Annotated in this window: 13 protein-coding genes; 10 read left to right on the top strand and 3 right to left on the bottom strand. The window is 38.5% G+C overall.

The window, feature by feature from the left end:
- The first annotated feature begins 19 nt into the window (after positions 1–19).
- From RMY32_RS05475 to RMY32_RS05445, 7 genes are all read left to right on the top strand, one after another.
- Entirely contained in the window at positions 20–967 is a 948-nt protein-coding gene (locus RMY32_RS05475) for a glycosyltransferase family 2 protein (protein WP_322713176.1), read from the top strand.
- The gene (locus tag RMY32_RS05470; protein WP_322713104.1) at positions 964–2,193 is read left to right on the top strand and encodes an O-antigen ligase family protein; all 1,230 of its coding nucleotides are present in this window, start codon (positions 964–966) and stop codon (positions 2,191–2,193) included. Before RMY32_RS05475 ends, RMY32_RS05470 begins: the two co-directional genes overlap by 4 nt.
- A 48-nt stretch (positions 2,194–2,241) precedes the next feature.
- Positions 2,242–3,513, top strand: coding sequence for a glycosyltransferase family 4 protein (locus RMY32_RS05465; protein ID WP_322713103.1), 1,272 nt, complete (start codon positions 2,242–2,244; stop codon positions 3,511–3,513).
- 24 nt (positions 3,514–3,537) lie between these two features.
- Positions 3,538–4,554 carry a hypothetical protein gene (locus RMY32_RS05460; protein WP_322713102.1) on the top strand — a complete coding sequence of 339 codons (1,017 nt, stop codon included), beginning with the start codon at positions 3,538–3,540 and terminating at the stop codon, positions 4,552–4,554.
- A 128-nt stretch (positions 4,555–4,682) separates the two neighbouring features.
- Complete coding sequence (locus tag RMY32_RS05455) at positions 4,683–5,576, top strand: glycosyltransferase family 2 protein (RefSeq protein ID WP_322713101.1); 894 nt, start codon at positions 4,683–4,685, stop codon at positions 5,574–5,576.
- A gap of 104 nt (positions 5,577–5,680) precedes the next feature.
- Positions 5,681–6,832 carry a glycosyltransferase family 4 protein gene (locus RMY32_RS05450; protein ID WP_322713099.1) on the top strand — a complete coding sequence of 384 codons (1,152 nt, stop codon included), beginning with the start codon at positions 5,681–5,683 and terminating at the stop codon, positions 6,830–6,832.
- Between the two features lie 145 nt (positions 6,833–6,977).
- On the top strand, positions 6,978–7,802 hold the full coding sequence (locus tag RMY32_RS05445) for a WecB/TagA/CpsF family glycosyltransferase (RefSeq protein ID WP_322713098.1): 825 nt from the start codon (positions 6,978–6,980) through the stop codon (positions 7,800–7,802).
- A gap of 283 nt (positions 7,803–8,085) precedes the next feature.
- Here the strand turns inward: RMY32_RS05445 and RMY32_RS05440 are convergent, their stop codons facing one another.
- A complete protein-coding gene (locus tag RMY32_RS05440) occupies positions 8,086–9,243 on the bottom strand; it encodes an endo-1,4-beta-xylanase (protein WP_409882309.1) in 1,158 nt (385 codons plus the stop codon).
- A gap of 190 nt (positions 9,244–9,433) precedes the next feature.
- On the opposite strand from RMY32_RS05440, the gene RMY32_RS05435 reads away from it, so the two are divergent.
- The 3 genes from RMY32_RS05435 to nifJ all read left to right on the top strand — a co-directional run bounded on the left by RMY32_RS05435 (position 9,434) and on the right by nifJ (position 14,504).
- Positions 9,434–9,661: a hypothetical protein gene (locus RMY32_RS05435; protein WP_322713094.1), complete on the top strand. Its 228-nt coding sequence runs from the start codon at positions 9,434–9,436 to the stop codon at positions 9,659–9,661.
- A 47-nt stretch (positions 9,662–9,708) separates the two neighbouring features.
- On the top strand, positions 9,709–10,566 hold the full coding sequence (locus tag RMY32_RS05430; RefSeq protein ID WP_409882307.1) for a nucleotidyltransferase domain-containing protein: 858 nt from the start codon (positions 9,709–9,711) through the stop codon (positions 10,564–10,566).
- A 320-nt stretch (positions 10,567–10,886) separates the two neighbouring features.
- Positions 10,887–14,504: a pyruvate:ferredoxin (flavodoxin) oxidoreductase gene (gene nifJ / locus RMY32_RS05425; RefSeq protein ID WP_322713091.1), complete on the top strand. Its 3,618-nt coding sequence runs from the start codon at positions 10,887–10,889 to the stop codon at positions 14,502–14,504.
- Positions 14,505–15,066: 562 nt separating this feature from the next.
- On the opposite strand, the gene RMY32_RS05420 is transcribed toward nifJ, so the two are convergent.
- Both RMY32_RS05420 and RMY32_RS05415 read right to left on the bottom strand, forming a co-directional pair.
- Complete coding sequence (locus tag RMY32_RS05420) at positions 15,067–15,981, bottom strand: DUF1338 domain-containing protein (protein ID WP_322713090.1); 915 nt, start codon at positions 15,979–15,981, stop codon at positions 15,067–15,069.
- Positions 15,982–16,061: 80 nt separating this feature from the next.
- Entirely contained in the window at positions 16,062–17,381 is a 1,320-nt protein-coding gene (locus tag RMY32_RS05415; protein WP_322713088.1) for an acetyl ornithine aminotransferase family protein, read from the bottom strand.
- Between the last annotated feature and the right edge of the window lie 432 nt (positions 17,382–17,813).

Genomic DNA, 17,813 nt, shown 5'->3' with positions numbered 1-17,813 from the left:
ATTAATTAAAATATATATTATGCAAACACCAGTAACTTTTATTATTTTTAAACGTCCCCAAACAACAGAAAAAGTTTTTGAAGCTATTCGTAAAGCCAAGCCAACAAAACTTTTTGTAATTGCAGACGGTCCACGCAATGAGCGAGAAGACGAGGCAGAAAAGTGTGAAGCAACTAGGGCAATTATTAAGAGAGTTGATTGGGAATGTGAAGTAATTAAGAATTATTCTGATATCAACTTAGGTTGTGCAAAACGGGTATCAAGTGGTTTAGATTGGGTATTTAATAATGTTGAAGAGACAATTATTTTAGAAGATGATTGTATCCCTCATTCCACTTTTTTCAGGTTTAGCGAAGAATTGTTGGAGAAATATAGAAATGATACCAGAATCGCCACAATTTCTGCTCAAAATCTTCAACTTGGACAAAAACATACAAATTACAGTTACTATTTTTCTCGCTACAACCACTGCTGGGGTTGGGCAAGTTGGAGACGTGCTTGGCAACATTATGATTTGACTATCAAACTCTGGAAAGAGGTGCAAGCAGAAAACCTTTTACATGACATTCTTATAGATCAAAAAGCGGTAAATTCTTGGCAACGAATATTTCAATCTGTTTATGACAATCCTACAGGTATAACCTGGGATTACCAATGGACGTTTGCTTGTTGGATGCAGGGAAGCTTAAGTATTATTCCCAATGTCAATTTAATCTCTAACGTTGGTGTTGGTGCAGACGCAACTCATTTCACTTCAAATCAAGAATTTTCCTTTATCAATACGCCCATGCAGGCGATGGAATTTCCCTTAAAGCATCCACCATTTATTGTCAGGAATGTAGAAGCAGATAATTTTATACAAAAAACAGTTTATAAAGCAACTGTATTAGATATTTTTAAAGAAGAATTGAAGAAAAAATTGAGTTATTCCACTATAAAAAATAGGTTAATTAAATCTCCGAAATGAAAATAAAACTAACAGAAAAAATATTAACTATCTTGCTACTACTAATTTCTGTAGGGGCATTAACAATACACCCTGCACAAGAAGTTTCAATGTCTACACTTGGAGGTGATAAACTAGAAACCTTGTTCAATATAGTTTCATATTTAATCCTATTTTATTTCCTAACTTTATACTGGAAAGGTTTTATTTATGTAATTATTAGAAGTCCACTACAGTTTTTATTACTAGCAATAGTTATATTTTCTCTTTTATGGTCAGAAGACCTAAGTTCTAGTCTCACTTATTTAAGAGGTCTAATCCGAATATATTTTCTTGCCATCTATTTAGCAATGCGTTATCCCCTTAAGGAACAAATTAAGCTGATAGCTTGGGCACTTGGGGTAGCTGCATCATTATCTATGCTATTTTCTGCATTCGTACCAGGTTATATTCACGAATCGCCTGAGTTACTAGGTATGTGGAGTGGAATTTATGGTCATAAAAATGAATTAGGTTACATGATGGCTTGGAGTGCAGGGGTTTTTTTGCACTTGGCTCTTAGTGGTCATCGATATCGTTGGTTGATGTGGGCACTATGTGGGATGTCTATATGTCTAATTATCCTTTCACGTTCAACAACATCTTTAACGATTTTATTGACAATGATATTACTTTTACCTGTCTATAGATCCCTGAAGAAAACTAATTATAAGTTACAAGTTATTACGATTACTTCAACTTTGATGTTGCTGATGATTTCTTCAATATTACTTCTCAATAATGCCGAAACTGTAGTTGGTACTTCTGGTAAAGACCTTACCTTCAATGGACGCTCTGATCTCTGGGAGCTAGTAATTTCTAAGATTTTAGAGAGACCTTGGTTAGGTTATGGATTTTCGGGATTTTGGACTAGTAATGCTGCATCCAAATTAAGAGCTACTTACGATTGGGCAAGTAACGCCCATAATGGTTTTTTAGAGTTATTATTAGAATTGGGATTCTTAGGGTTTTTGACTTTTGCAGCAGGGTTTGTCCGGTTTTTCGTAATGGCATTGACTCGAATTATTTCTGTCGCTAAAAAGCCAGAAGATTATTGGCCAATGCAGATGCTAATTATTATTGTCATAGTGAATTTTTCAGAAGCAAGATTATTAACTCCTAGCTGGAATTGGTTAATGTATATCACCACATCATTATCTTTAACTGTTGAATCTCAACGAAATTATAAAAAGATTTTATTCAATTAGTTTTTATGACAATCAGAAATATTTTTAGTGAATATTAAGTTAATAAAAATGAAAATTTTACATATTAGTACCCATGATATTAGTGGCGGTGCAGCTAGGGCTGCATATCGTTTACACACAGGTTTACAAAATATAGGGCTACAGTCACAAATGTTAGTACAGGAAAAATCTAGTAATGATAAAACAATAATTGCACCTAAAGTTAGACTGTTTCAAGGCATCGCTAAGGCAAAGCTGACAGTTGAAAGTTTGCCATTAAAGCTTTATCGTCAAAAGAAAAATACCCCATTTTTTACTCAATGGTTGCCAGATAGAGTTATTCCTAAAGTCGCTCAAATTAATCCAGATATAATCAATCTGCATTGGATTAGCGGAGGTTTTATGCAAATAGAAACCTTTGCTAAACTGAAGCGCCCTTTAGTTTGGACTCTCCATGATATGTGGGGGTTTACTGGAGGATGTCACGTTACTGGAGAATGCGATCGCTACAAAGTATCCTGCGGGGCTTGTCCTCAACTCAACAGTGGTAATGAATGGGATTTATCCCGTTGGGTATGGCAACGCAAAGCAAAAGCTTGGAAAAATTTAAATTTAACCCTGGTTTCACCAAGTTCTTGGCTAGCAGAGTGCGCTTGTTCCAGTTCTTTATTCCAGAATTTGCGAATTGAGGTAATTCCTCACGGATTAGATACTCAAAAATATCGACCGATTAATCAATATTTTGCCCGCGAAGCACTCAATCTACCTCAAAATAAAAAGCTGATACTATTTGGAGCTATAGAAGCGACAAGCGATAAAAATAAAGGATTTCATTTGTTGCAACCAGCTTTACAAGAATTGAGTAAATCTGGCTGGAAAGATGACTTGGAAGTTGTGATTTTTGGAGCATCTCAACCCGAAAATCCACCTGATTTAGGCTTCAAAACCCACTATTTGGGACACTTGCACGATGCTATATCTTTAGCAACTGTTTACTCAGCTGCTGATGTAATGCTTGTACCATCTCTTCAAGAATCTTTTGGACAGACAGCTTCAGAATCATTCGCTTGTGGTACTCCAGTTGTGGCGTTTAATTCTACTGGCTTAAAAGATATTGTCGATCATCAGCAGAACGGCTATTTGGCTAAACCTTATGAAGTTGAAGATTTTGCCAAAGGAATTACCTGGGTTCTTGAAAATGAACAGAGATTGCAAAAACTGTCATTTTATGCACGTGAGAAAGCCGAGCAAAAATTTACCCTGGAACTTCAAGCACGTCGTTATTCAGCCTTGTTTCAGGAAATATTGATGATAGCAAAGAAATCTTCATTGAGTAATTAACTTATTAAATCAATACTTCATACTATGTCAATACCTATAGCTTTTATAATTTGTACAGAACCTGGTCGTTTAGAAGGTCAATCTTTGATGCTTGCAGAAAGTATTCGTAAGTTCTGCGGCGAATTGAAAAATACACCTATATATAGTTTCCATCCTAGAGTAGGTGAACCGATTTTAAAGCAAACCCAACAAGCCTTTGAAGCATTGCAGGTGACTCATCAACAAATCCCGATAAATCAAGAATTCCATGAATATTATTTAGCTAATAAGCCCCTAGTTTGTGCCTATGCAGAAGAAAATATCGATGCAGAAATATTGGTTTTTTTAGACAGTGACAAATGCTTTTTTTCTGAACCAAAAGAATTTTTATTGCCCGTAGATTGTAATGTGCGGATGCGTCCTGAGTATGGCCAAGGAATTGGTTCTACAGGTTTGCAAGATCCTCAAGAATGGTATTGGCAAAAACTATATGAAGTACTAGGAGTAAAGCGTGAGGTGTTTGTTGACACACCCATTGGTAATAAGAGAATCAGAGCTTACTGGAATTCTGGTTTGATTGCTGTAAGAAAAAGTGCAGGTATATTTAGAACTTGGAAAGAGAACTTTGAAAAAGTAATGCGCTTGGATATTACTCCTCCCCAGGGTATTTATTTTGTTGAGCAGTCTGTTTTGTCTGTAACTTTATGTGCCTTAGAAGAAAACGTTGAACATCTTCCCCCTAATTATAGTTATCCATTACCTTTACATAACCGTTTATCAAAAGAACTACAAATTAAACATTGGGATGATATTGTATCTATTCATTATTTCAACTTATTTTTTTATAACGATTGGTGTGGACAAATAAAAAGATTGAAAAAGTTTAATTTCAATTCAGATAAATATCAATGGTTATGTGAAAAAGTTGTCAAACTTAATATGCCTCGTGTATCAGTTTGGCATAGATATTTGTTGGCAGTCAGAAGAATGGAACAAAAACTAAAAAGCTTTAATTTAGATATTAATTTCAGTAGATGGATAGAAAACAGGGTGAAATTTTAAACTGACATCACGATATATGAAAGTTAAAATTTTGATAATTGAGATTATGAATAAAATCCATCCAAAACGTATCTAAATTTATTATTTAGATTAACTCTTTTTGTACATATTATTATCAGGAAAATGAGATGAAGAAAGCGAATATAGCTGTAATTATGACATGTTATAACAGACGGAATACAACTCTTGCCTGTTTAAATGCTTTATATCAGCAAAAAAATTTTTGTGATGTTTATTTAACCGATGATGGAAGTTCTGATGGGACTACAGAGGCTGTTAAAGCAGAATATCCAGAAGTACAAATTCTTCAAGGTAATGGCAATTTATTTTGGGTGGGAGGAATGCATCTAGCTTTTAGTGAGGCAATCAAATCTCAATACGATTATTATCTATGGTTGAATGATGACACATTTTTGGAAGCCAATGCTCTGAGTAAACTATTACAGGTTCATCAAAATTTGACAGAACTTGGTTATCGAGACTCAATTGTAGTTGGTTCAACTAAAGACTCAATTACAGGAAAAGCAACCTATGGAGGAGCGGTAAAATCTAAAAAGTGGTATTCTAATAAATTTGAATTTTTAGAACCAAGCTCCGTTATCCAACAATGCGATGCTATGTATGGTAACTGCGTGCTAATTCCTAAAAGTGTTGCTGCCAAAGTTGGTAATATTGATACAGCTTTTGTTCATAGTTTAGGAGATTTAGATTATGCTCTGAGAGCGCGTAAATTGGGTTGTAAAATATGGGTAGCTCCTGGGTATATTGGTACTTGCACTAAAAATTCTATCCGCAATAGTTGGGCAGATACCAATTTAAATCTCTTAGAACGCTTGAAAAAAGTACTACAAATCAAAGCTTTTCCATTGAAATCATGGACTATATTTTGTAGCAGACACTCTGGGCCATTCTGGATATTGTACTGGTTCTTACCCTATATTAGAGCAATTATTGGTTACAAAAATTTAGCAACTTCTCCGACATTTTCTGAGGATATTAATCAAAGTAACTCAGAAGCTTAATAATTGCACGATAGTTATTGATGGATGGTATTTAGAGAAATTATAACTATCTTAATCATTTGACAAATGTAATTTAAAATTATAAAACAATCAACAATTATTTTATGGGTAAACGCTTACTGATTATTTCAACCCTCGATTCTAGTCAGCCATTTGGTGCATTTACTAGACCTTTTTATCTAGGACAATATCTTACTAAATATTTTGATGTTTTTCAGCTAGGTTTAGATTGTTCATCTGTTAATTATGCACCTTCTTTTTCTACTGGATCGAGAAGCTTGAAGTCATATATTCAATCCATAGAAAAGTGCATCGACGAGTTTTGTCCAGACATTGTGTATGCTCAAGAAACACTACCTGGATTGGCTGCTTTAATTTCACTAAAGCTTAGAAAACACAGTAGCTCCTATCTTGTCTTAGATTTTCATACATTTTCGCCTTATGAATACTGGATGCGCTTGTTTTCAGTTGCCAATCCTTTCAAAGAGTTTGCACAATGTATTAAGACATATATTGCTCAGGGAATTTTAATATTTTCTGGTAGTCCAATTATTGCAGCAGGTGAATCAATTCCTAAACTAATTTCCCAATGGTATGGAAAAACTCCACAACAAATTTATTCTATCGGGAATGGAGTTACTGAAGACTTACTCAATACTGAAGTTTTTCCAGATAAAGACCCCTATCAGGCATTCAGACCAGCTAAAATAGTCGTTATCATTGCTCCTAAAACATTTCAATTTCCAACTAATGATATGTCTGTATCAATGGCTATTGAGGTTGCTAAATACCTTGAAAATTATCAGGAAAAAGTACATTTTGTTGTCATTGGTAGGGATAGTAGCGATATTTCAGAACCAATACCCTCTAATATTTCTTTTTTAGGCTTTTTACCTAAAAGGGAAGATTTTATCGCCCATTTGAAATATGCAGATATTGCTTTATTGCCATTTTCAAAACAAGCAGTAGCAGGTGGCGCTCGCAATAAAGCACTAGATTATTTCGCTAGTAGAAAATTAGTTGTATCAACGCCAGAAGGTTTGCGAGGTTTAGAAGAATTTCGCCACTTGGAACATCTGTTAGTAACAGGATACTCTAGCGAAGAAGTCGCTAACACAATACTGGATGCTGTTTCAAATATTGATAAATATCAATCATTTGTAGATACAGCATATAGTTTAATTACCGAAAAGTATTCGTGGAATGCAAAAGCACAATATATCGCAGACATCCTTCTAAGGATAAGTGCTTTTTAGTTATATTCAAAAAATAATTTTTAACTAAAAAACTGAGATATTTCAATATTTAAGTACTTTCGTATTGAAATATTCCTGATTGATTTTACAATACTTACCTTGACTTTGAGATAACATCTCATATTTATCAAAAGAAAAATAAGATATGAAAAAGCGATTTTCTTATAAAATTATTGGTGCTCAAGTAGATGCACTGTCTATCCTTGACTTAAATTCATTGATTAAAGAATCTATTGATCGGGATGAAAAATGGATTATTGCTAATCACAACTTACATAGTCTTTATCTCTTCCATAACGATCTAAAAATGCAAGCTTTTTATTCCAAGGCAGAATATACCCATATTGATAGTATGCCTTTGGTGTTTATTGGAAAGCTATTGGGTTTTCCAATTAAACGCGAACAAAGAGTAACCTATGCTGACTGGGTATGTCCTCTAATGGCAGAAGCTGCTACTAAAGGCTGGCGTGTATTCTATTTAGGTTCAAAGCCAGGAGTTGCTGAAACAGCAGCAAATATTTTATGCCAGAAATTTCCTGGTTTACAGATTGCTTGCGCTCATGGCTATATTGATATAGATAAATATAGTCAAGAAAATCTCGCCACTGTAGCTGCAATTAATGCTTACAAACCTCATATATTAATGGTGGGAATGGGTATGCCACGCCAAGAGTATTGGATTTACGAAAATCTTGAACATCTTCATACCAATACTATTTTGACTAGTGGAGCCTGTATGGACTATATAGCAGGAGCAATACCTACTCCTCCTCGCTGGATGGGAAAGGTGGGATTAGAATGGTTGTATCGCTTGTTGTCTGAACCGAAAAGACTTTGGAGACGTTACTTACTAGAGCCTTGGTTTGTTGGCACATTATTTTTACGAGAAATTTGGAGTATCTCAAGTAAACGAAAAAAAAATAACCTCCTGGTATTTATAAGTACGAAATTTCAAAAGTTCGTAGCTTGATCGAGTCTCTTAGACTCTTACCAGTAGGTCGCTCAATTTGTCACGAATTTATGAAATGTTGTACTAAGGTTTAATGATTGATTAGTCAGGAAGCCTTATTCAACTTTCATAATCGTGAATAACTAAAAATATTTGCATTTATTTTGTTTAGAATAATACTTAAAAATCCTATAGCAGTTCCCGGCATAGTGAGGTACATTTTCAAAGCTACTAAGCTTGGTAAACAATATTTGGGTGTACCTCAGTTGCTGAGGAAATACTATTTTTATACCTAAGTGGAGTATTAAGTTGATTCCTGAAAAGCCTGGGCTATAGCATTGCGAGCTGGTTTAGATTGCAGGTTCTCATCGAAGGGAAGCGGACGCAGAAATTTCCAGAGACTTGGATTGTTTCTAAAGGTTTTTCTTGGCATCCACTCAGGGTGACGTATCCAGGTATGACGGTCGGTAAGTCCCCATGTAATTACAGTATCGACTTGATTCTCAAAGCATAGGTCAAGATATCGCTTGTAACTATCGGCTACCATTTGGTCTAGGCTTTTGATACTATCGGGTAGCGGGGTATCAATGATAATATCTAATTCTGTAATTATTGGTTTCACTTCCAGATCGTTAAGCCGTTTTAAGACCGAATTAAGTCCTTTCTCGTCAAAAGGATATGCAGTAGAAAACCATAGATGTGATTGGAGACCTGCCCCGTCAATTTTAACACCACTATTCTTCAGATATTCGACCATTTTTAAGAAACGCTCTGATTTCCATGTAGCGCCTTCGATGCCGAAATCGTTTAGGTAAAATTTCTTGCTGTTATCAACTGAAGCGGCAATTAAAAATAAGTCTCGAATCAATTCTGGTTTTACCCCTTTACGCAAACCGATTGTTGCATTATCAGTTTCATTTTCACTATCAGCGATAATTTCATTGGCAATATCCCAAGACTTTAAAACGGGACTATTGCGATAATGTCCCATGACTCCTTTGACATGGCGTTCGATCATCTTAAGTGTAGGAGGGTATGTTGCCCAGTCTGGTCTTCCCATGTGCCAGAAAAGGGTATGCCCGTGCAATTCTATATTATGCTTTTGGCAGAAATTAGCGATCGCATCTGCTGATTCAAAGGTAAATTGTCCTGGCTGTGGTTCAGTGGAGTCCCATTTTAATTCACCATTCGGTGTCACAATCGAACATTCACGAGCCATGAGACTCGCGTAATCCTTATCTTTAAGCAAAAATTCATTAGAAATTGCTGCACCATAACGCTTTCCTTTGGCGGCAGCTAATTGCCGAAGGGGAGAATTTAAATTTTTATTTGTATAATCTGCTGCAATAGCATTCGTATTTTGGTCTTGTTTTTGGTTATCCTTTTGTAAAAACCCCATAGTTAATAAGGCAGAAAGGGTTGTGTATCCTGCTCTCCTTAAAAAATTTCTCCGATAAGTCATAAATTACACTTAATAAAAAATCCATTGATTATTATTTTACCGTATAAAAAAGATACTGGTTCTTATTTGACTGTTCTATCTCCAGAATTTACGGAGTATTTCCAATTCAAATCATAGTTTCATACTTAAGTGGCAAAGATGAAAATTGAGAAATATTACATCTAAGGCAAAACAGATTAAACTATAATGCATGTTCGATTTAGATCGATTAACCGTGTTTTTACATACCAGCAGTCAATATGCTAATGTAACATTAGTAATTGCAGCTAGTGCTATTACGGCTGGAATTATTGTTTATGGGATTTCTCAGTTTGGGTTAGTTGGTCAAGCTGAGAAATCTGAGCCAGTTGAAACCACACCCAACATTCAAAAAGTAGCTGCATTAGGACGGCTAGAACCAAGAAGCAGAGGTAATTAGTTTGTTTGCGCCCTTGGCATTGGATGGCGATCGCAATGCAAAAATCTATGAATAAAGAATCGCCTCAGTTCATCAATTATATTGTTTCAAGTTTGCGATCGATTGAGGGAATTATAGCGATCGCACTGGGTGGTTCGCGGTCACGGGGCAACCATACCCTAAAGTCAGATGTGGATTTGGGAATTTATTACAATCCAGAAAACCCGCCCGATTTAATTGCTCTAAATCACCTCGCTTGTGAGCTTGATGATAACCATCGCGTAAATTTGATTACTGCGATCGGGGGATGGGGAAAGTGGATTAACGGTGGTGGTTGGCTAAAGGTTCAAGGTGTAGGTGTGGATTTTCTCTATCGCGATTTGGTGAAGGTAAATCGTGTTATTGATGATTGCCATAACGGGCGCATTACTATTGATTATCAACCAGGACACCCTCATGGCTTTGTGTCCTCTATTTATATGGGGGAAATTGCTTTTTGTCAGGTACTTTACAACCCTGATGGTGTTTTAGAAGCTTTGAAGGTAAAAACAAAACCGTATCCAGTTGGGCTGAAACAGGCAACTATTGATACTTTCGCCTGGGAAATAAGTTTCTCGCTGTTGGTCGCAAAAAAGGCAATCGCACGCGATGATGTTGTTTACGCAGCAGGTTGTTGTTTCCGCAGTGTGGCCTGTATGAATCAAGTTTTATTCGCGCTCAATGAAGATTACCTGTTGAATGAAAAAGGGGCGATTGCAATTGCTAATAAGTTTACTATTTGCCCGCAGGACTATCAACAACGGGTTGAGCGAGCGTTTGCACTTTTAGCTGCCGATACAAAATCAATAACTGAGGCGATCGCGATTCTTGAGGCGATTGAGGGTGATTTGAGTCAATGGTATGGAAATCGGCGATTAGTAATGTAATATTCCCGTCCCTATACCCCACAAAAAAGAATAAATTATCTAAAAGTCTTTTAAAACAAAGACTTTTGTCATTGAGTACATTATTAATACATATTAATAGATGCAGTATTGCAGATGAGATATTAATAGATGCAGTATTGATTGAAAGTTAATTTAAGAGCCTAAAGGTATCAACAAACTATGCTTTAAACACGGAGTAAATCCTACCGTGAAATTTTTAATGCAGATAATATATTTACTTTCTAGTACTGGCTATTTCTGATTCTTATATTCACGTGTTCTGAATAATGCAGCTTAGAGGCGGGGACAAAAATCATATTATGAACAAAACCTTTGCAACCATCGACGGGAATGAAGCTGTTGCCCGTGTTGCTTACAAATTAAATGAAGTGATTGCCATTTATCCCATCACCCCTTCTTCAGCGATGGGTGAATGGGCAGATGCTTGGTCAGCAGAAGGTCGTCCCAACCTCTGGGGTACTATTCCTAGCGTCGTGCAGATGCAGAGCGAAGGAGGAGCGGCTGGTGCTGTACATGGAGCTTTGCAAACAGGTTCTCTGAGTACTACCTTCACGGCATCTCAGGGATTATTGTTGATGATACCCAACTTCTACAAAATTGCTGGTGAGTTGACTAGCGCCGTGGTTCACGTTGCTGCCCGCTCTTTGGCTACTCATGCTTTATCAATTTTTGGCGACCATAGCGACGTAATGGCAGCTCGTGCGACTGGCTTTGCTCTGCTGTGTTCCGCTTCGGTGCAAGAAAGTCAAGATTTTGCTCTTATTGCTCATGCTGCTACTTTAGAGGCGCGAGTCTCCTTTATGCATTTCTTTGATGGCTTCCGCACATCACATGAAGTGCAGAAAGTCAAACTGCTTTCAGATGATGATTTGCGATCGCTCATCCACGATAACTTAATACTCGCTCACCGCAGCCGCGCCCTCACCCCAGATCGTCCAGTATTGCGCGGGACTGCCCAAAACCCCGATGTCTACTTCCAAGGACGTGAAGGTGCTAACCCTTATTACAACGCCTGTCCAGAAATTGTCCAGCGGATCATGGATGAATTTGGAGAACGCACGGGAAGGCATTATCAAATTTATGAATATTACGGCGCTAAGGATGCTGAGCGCGTTATTGTTCTGATGGGTTCAGGTTGTGAAACCGTCCATGAAACAGTAGATTACCTGAACGCCCGTGGTGAAAAACTTGGTGTAGTGAAAGTGCGACTTTACCGCCCCTTTGATGTCCAAAGGTTTGTTGCAGTATTACCAACTAGTGTACAAGCGATCGCAGTTCTCGATCGCACCAAAGAAGCAGGTAGCGCTGGTGAGCCTCTCTACCTTGATGTAGTTACAGCTTTGTATGAGGGGTGGGGAGCAGGGGAGCAGGGGAGCAGAGGAGCAGAGGAGCAATTAAGATTAGATTCCCCTCTGCCTAAAATCATCGGTGGTCGTTATGGTCTTTCTTCTAAGGAATTTACTCCGGCGATGGTGAAGGGCATTTTTGACAATCTTGCTCAAGCTAAACCGAAAAATCACTTTACGATTGGGATTAATGACGACGTTAGTCATACTTCTTTGAGCTTTGACCCTAATTTCTCTACAGAATCGGATAACGTTGTTCGGGCAATGTTCTATGGGCTAGGTGCTGATGGTACTGTTGGCGCTAATAAAAATTCTATTAAGATTATTGGTGAAGAAACCGATAATTACGCCCAAGGCTACTTTGTCTTTGACTCCAAGAAATCTGGCTCAATGACCGTCTCTCACCTCCGCTTCGGTAAAGAGCCAATTCGTTCCACCTACTTAATTGACCAAGCCAACTTTATTGGTTGTCATCACTGGGGATTTCTGGAACGCATAGATATTTTGAAGGCTGCTATTCCTGGGGCAACTTTGCTGCTTAACAGTCCTTATGATGCAGATACCGTTTGGGAATATCTGCCGCTAAAGGTGCAGCAGCAAATTATCGATAAGCATTTGAAATTATATGTGATTAATGCTAGCCAAGTTGCCCGTGACAGTGGTATGGGTGGCAGAATTAACACCATTATGCAGGTATGCTTCTTTGCTTTAGCGGGTGTCTTGCCGCAAGAAGAAGCGATCGCTAAAATCAAACAAGCGATTGAGAAAACTTACGGTAAAAAAGGCGCAGAAATTGTCCGTATGAACTTGCAAGCTGTAGATAATACCTTAGACAACTTGCATAAAGTAGATATCCCACAAACAATCCCCACTTCTAACTCCTCACTTCTAACTCCTAACTCCTCACTTAACTCTGCTCCCGAATTTGTGCGAGAAGTTCTAGGCAAAATCATGATTTGGGAAGGTGATGATTTACCTGTTAGCACCCTACCTGTTGATGGCACATTTCCCGTAGGTACTGCCAAGTGGGAAAAACGTAACGTTGCCGAAGAGATACCTGTGTGGGAACCGGATGTCTGCGTTCAATGTGGTAAGTGCGTCATGGTTTGTCCCCACAGTGCCATTCGTGCAAAAGCTTATCAAGCGGATGAGTTAGTCAATGCACCAGAAACCTTTAAGTCAATCCGTGCAAAAGATAAAGACTTTGCCAATCAAAAATTTACCATTCAAGTGGCCCCAGAAGACTGCACGGGATGCACGATTTGCGTGCATATTTGCCCTGCTAAAAATAAATCTCAGCCATCGCTAAAAGCAATTAACATGGCGCAGCAGTTGCCTTTACAAGAGCAAGAGCGAAAAAACTGGGATTTCTTCTTGAGTTTACCTAATCCTGACAGGCGATCGCTAAAATTAAACCAGATTCGCCAACAACAACTGCAAGAACCTTTATTTGAATTCTCTGGTGCTTGTGCAGGTTGTGGTGAAACACCTTACTTAAAATTATTAACACAATTGTTTGGCGATCGCGCCGTCATTGCCAATGCAACAGGTTGTTCTTCAATATATGGTGGGAATCTTCCTACAACTCCTTGGACAACCAACGCCCAAGGACGCGGCCCCGCGTGGTCAAATAACTTATTTGAAGATAACGCCGAATTCGGTTTTGGCTTTCGTCTTTCCCTCGACAAACAAGCTGAGTTTGCGGCACAATTGTTGCAACAACTGGGAAGTGGGGAAATAGTTTCTGAAGATTTAGTTCAATCTATTCTCAAAGCTGAACAAAAATCTGAGGCTGACATTTGGGAACAGCGTGAAAGAATAGAACTGTTGCAGCAGAAGTTAGATGAAATCGTAACTTTCGATCCTAATCTCAAATCTAAAATCCAAAATCTCAAATCCCTTGCAGATTACTTGGTGAGAAAAAGCGTCTGGATTGTTGGCGGGGATGGTTGGGCTTATGATATCGATTTTGGTGGTATCGATCATGTAATTGCTAGTGGTCGAAATGTCAACATCTTGGTGATGGATACAGAAGTGTATTCTAATACAGGCGGTCAATCTTCTAAAGCGACGCCAAAAGCCGCAGTTGCCAAATATGCCGCCAGTGGTAAGCCAGCACCAAAAAAAGACTTAGGGATGATTGCCATGACCTACGGAAATGTCTACGTAGCGAGTGTAGCGCTTGGTGCTAGAGATGAACATACCCTGAAAGCATTTTTAGAAGCAGAAGCTTATAATGGCCCATCAATAATTATTGCTTACAGCCATTGCATTGCCCACGGCATTAATATGACCACAGGAATGAATCATCAGAAAACTCTGGTAGAATCAGGTCGTTGGTTGCTGTATCGGCATAATCCAGAGTTGCTTAACCAGGGTAAAAATCCATTGCAATTGGATATGCGATCGCCTACGCAATCTGTAGAACATTCGATGTATCAAGAAAATCGTTTCAAAATGCTCACCAAGAGCAAACCCGACGTTGCCAAATACTTATTAGAACAAGCCCAAGCTGAAGTAGATGCGCGTTGGCAAACGTACCAATATTTGGCAAAACGCAATATTCTCTGAACATTAACCCTAATTTTAGTTATAAAAATTGCGACTTAACTAACTCAAGTCGCAATTTTCGTTATAAAAACCCATTTTTTTGTTACAAACATCAGAATTTTCGTTACAAAAAACCATTTTGGTTACTAAATTCATTATTTTTGTTACAAACATTATAAATTTTGTGAGAAAAAAACCATTTTGGTTACTAAATTCATTATTTTTGTTACAAGCATGAAATTTTTGTTACAAAATCACCATTTTAGTTACTAACGCTGTGATTTAAGTTGTATTGAACCACAGTGTTAGTCAACAAACGCGCAAATGTGGGGTTTGATTCCTCAACCCAATCTGTAAAAAAGAGTGCAATGTCTACGACAGACTGTGACGCTCGAACGCAAGAGCAGGTTGCAGAGAAGATTCACTAACGCTTCTCGACAAGAGGCTGCGCCTAGCTTGTTTGGACGTAAGAGCACGTTTTATTATTCAAGCGTAATTCGCTTGGAACAGCAAACTTTGAGTTCAGAACATCAAACTACTAACTCAAAACTTTGAAATTAAATTTTTAATTAACATCTTTAGGCTATTTAGATAGACGAGTCATTTCAAACAATTGCTGGGCATTACTTCCTAGAAAAGCATCAAAAAGCTGCTGCTTTCCAGATTCCACTTCTACTAGATAGCGCTGGGCAATTTCATAATAAGCATAAGTCCAAGGAATCTGAATTTCTGCACCACTGTTATCATCTAATACCGTCACCATTTCTGTTACTGCTTGAGTTGCAGTTTGCCGCAAACCACAAGCAACATTTCCCTCTATCTCTGCTTTCATTGGTACACCCAGGTTAGTCAAACCACTAGCAGTAGTATCAATGTCTGGATATTCTGGGGTATTCTGTCCATTAACGTAACCTGTAAAGTGGTTGACGGCATATCCATGCAGCAACACCCAAGCCCCATACTGAGTAACCTGATTCACCTCTTCGACAACAGAACGCTGGGGAGGTAGCCAAGGACGGGTGAAGACTTGTTGGAGTTGTTTGGCGATAATTTCCAAGTCCGCGTCTTTTTGTAGAAGAGTAAGGGGTGAGGTCAGTTCCTTTGGGATTGAAGATACTGTTTTAGAGATGAGTTGGGCAATATTGCTAGGCAATTCCTCGACAATCAACTCGCTGATAAACAGCTTGGGTAAATTAAATTCCTCTTGCTGCGGATGATGATAATGACGGGCGTACAAATGAGTTTGAGCAAAAATATACTCTCCAGCCGCCACGTAACCCAAGGCTTCTGCAAGTTGTCCAAGGTAGTCAATTCCTAAGTTAAGTTTACCTTGTGGAGTATCTACTAATAAACGCAATGACCGAAAGGCGATGTGGTCGTTGGTGACAGTCCCACCAGCAGCAGTAATCATTTGCTGGTAGGTACGGGCATGATTTACCCTAGCGCTGTATTCTTGCCAAAGTAATTTCCATAAATTAAGGGCTATTTTATTTGTCATTTGTCATTTGTCATTTGTCATTTGTCATTTGTCATTGGACGTTAAGCACTGGTTATTTCTTTTTTGTTCCCCCTAATATTTTAAGAGCTTAAAATCTCGCTGATAATCTGAAGGGCAGTTTGAATTTGGTTGCTGTCGATAACTAAAGGTGGACAGAAACGAATTGCTGCTTTACCGCAACCTAACAATAATAAACCGCGTAAAAAAGCTTCTTGAATAATGCGATCGCGCAATTTATAATCGAGATTACCCTGTTCATCTAATAAATCTACCGCTACCATCAAACCTTTACCTCGTGGCGGCGATACTCTTGGAAATCTTTGATGCAACTGGGTAAGACTAGCTTGTAAGAATTCTCCCATCTGGGTAGCGTTGGTCATTAAACCACTTTCTAACAATCGCAGTGTGGCAATACCAGCAGCACAAGCTACGGGATTGCCGCCAAATGTAGTAGCGTGAGAACCAGGAGGCCAAGTCATTAACTGTGGTCTAGCAAGTATCGCTCCTAATGGCATACCACTGGCGATACCTTTAGCAGTAGTAATGATATCAGGCATCACATTCCAATGCTCGATCGCAAATAAGCGACCAGTCCGCCCCATTCCTGCTTGTACTTCATCCACTACCATCAGAATACCGTGGCGATCGCATATCTCCCGAATTCGCTGCAAGAAACCATCTTCGGGTACGATATATCCACCTTCTCCTTGAATCGGTTCGACGACGATCGCCGCTACTTCTTGCGGTGGTAAAATCGTCGTAAATAGCTGTTGTTCCAAGTAATCTAAGCTAGCGTGAGTGCCATAAGCGATATGAGTTACCCCAGGAACTAAAGGCCCAAAGTTAGCTCGCTGCACTGCTTTGGAACCAGTGAGAGACATCGCTCCATAAGTGCGTCCGTGAAATGCACCTAAGAAGGCTACGATTAGCGATCGCTTGGTGTAATATCGAGCTAGTTTGATTGCTCCTTCGTTCGATTCTGCTCCGGAATTGGTGAAAAATACTTTTGCAGGAAACCCAGCATTACCTTGTGGGTGGGGAAAAGGAGCGCGAATTGCTAATTGTTCCGCTAGTTCCACCATCGGCTCATAATAAAAATCTGTCCCTGACATATGCAACAGCCGCGCCGACTGTTCTTGAATTGCCTTGACAACTTCCGGGTGAGCGTGTCCGGTGGTGGTAACGGCAATACCTGCGGTCATATCCAGAAATACATTGCCATCCACATCTTCTACCATACAGCCCTGACCGCGAGATACAACTAACGGATAATCGCGGGTATAAGAAGGAGAAGTTACGGCGCGATCGCGTTGTACAATTGCTTGAGCGCGAGGCCCAGGTAAAGAAGTTACTAAACGGGGTATAGAAGGTAAATTCAGGTTAATAGGAATACTTAACATAATTTTTTCTATTTTTTAAAGATTACTGATGATTAAACGCTAAAGCTTAATTGCTGACAGTAGCATTTGATTCTATTACTGTAAGAATTACGCATTTACCGAAAAAGCTTTATAGTAAAGATTTTTGTATTTTGTAAGACTTTGCCCGTGTTTATAACACAACTTCTGCGATCGCGTCATATTACATTTTTTGAAGCAAGCATAATAGCTGTACAAGCTACAGAACATTTATTGAGAGAACCTGTATTACATCCACAGGAAAATTGCTGTATGCAAAAATTAATATAACTTTCTGATACCAAATTAATATGAAGCTGCATAGAATAGAGCTTCCAAGATAAAGTTATAAGAAGAGACAGAAATTACCTGCTCAAATGTGAGTTGGTCGAAGATTTCTTGGATGCGCTCGCGTAAAGCTTGTAAAGAAGAGAA

The organism is Nostoc sp. ChiSLP03a (genome assembly GCF_034531215.2).
Classification (GTDB): Bacteria; Cyanobacteriota; Cyanobacteriia; order Cyanobacteriales; family Nostocaceae; genus Nostoc.
Note: the sequence above shows the minus strand (reverse complement) of the source record. Positions and strands in the feature narration are given on the sequence as shown.